Below are 1,017 nucleotides of genomic sequence, written 5' to 3'. Positions count from 1 at the left end.
TAATTAAGGAACAAATAACGGGGTCAGGTTAACTTACCAGTTGATGGCGCTCGGCTTGCGGGGCGGATATCTCAAGCTTCGGCCTTTTCTGTTTCTGCCTTGCCTAGGATTTTTTTCAACTCAATCTGCGCAAGCCACTGACGTATTGTGCCAAAGATCATAAGCGCATACCAGGTCAGCATACCTAAGGCCATCAGAAAAACGCGGCGCTGCTTGGGGATTTCCTGGGCTAAATATTTATCGAATGAGTTATCTGCCCAGATATCGCACAGCGTCCTGGGGTCGGTCGATTTAAACCCCGGTGGGCTGACCGGTTTTTGGCTGGATGAGCATTGGTCTTTTACGAAATTTTCCTTTTTCCCGAAGATCGGGCGGACTTTCCTGGCTTCGGTGCTTGTCAACCATAATGATGTTTCGCTGCCCTTCAATGTAATTAGCAGATCGTCGGTTGAAGCCACAGCCGCTGAGATGATCATTCCAATGATTAGGAGAAATAGGACAATTGAAGCCCCGGCTGGCCATGCCCAATGGGGAATTCTTTTGGGAACGATTTCTAGCTTTTTTAGATCGAATGCCCATCCCGCTCTGCCTATCAAGCTAATGGGTATATTTCTTTTCTCGGAGAAAGCTGCGAGGTTTTGAGCGTCCAAAAGCGTTTGTGACCGCACACCATGGGTCATACGAAAGCTAACCAGTGCAGCCTGGTCCGCCAAGTTCTTCTTGATCACCGGATCTTCAATCTCGTCCCTGGCAATGAAGAAACGCAGGAGCCTAGCGTTGACAGGATGAAAAGATTCAGCCCGCCAGCAGGTGATAGCTGCGGCAACGATGATGCCGGTGATTGATCCTAAAGCAACTTTATTGGTGAGAAAGTCAAACCAATCCATTGATGCTTCTCCTAAAGAAGTTAGCTCGCACTAAGCCGCTCAGGCGATATCGGCCAATTGGGCGAAAATTTTAGCCATATCATCGCAAGTAACGGAGGCAGGTTAACTTATCAGTCGACGGCGTTCGGTT

Annotated in this window: 1 protein-coding gene; it reads right to left on the bottom strand. The window is 48.6% G+C overall.

What is annotated here, in order from left to right; genetic code table 11:
• Nucleotides 1-71: 71 nt before the first annotated feature.
• Nucleotides 72-887: a DUF6216 family protein gene (locus Y887_RS18180; protein ID WP_052764942.1), complete on the bottom strand. Its 816-nt coding sequence runs from the start codon at nt 885-887 to the stop codon at nt 72-74.
• Between the last annotated feature and the right edge of the window lie 130 nt (nt 888-1,017).

Origin of the sequence: Xanthomonas pisi DSM 18956, from assembly GCF_001010415.1 — a bacterium.
GTDB classification, from domain to species: Bacteria; Pseudomonadota; Gammaproteobacteria; order Xanthomonadales; family Xanthomonadaceae; genus Xanthomonas; species Xanthomonas pisi.
The sequence above is the reverse complement of the archived record's forward strand: the minus strand, read 5'-3'. Positions and strand labels throughout refer to the sequence as shown.

Excerpts from the sequence above, each read along its gene's own strand:
- Y887_RS18180 (WP_052764942.1), bottom strand. The coding sequence starts at position 887 with ATGGATTGGTTTGACTTTCTCACCAATAAAGTTGCTTTAGGATCAATC.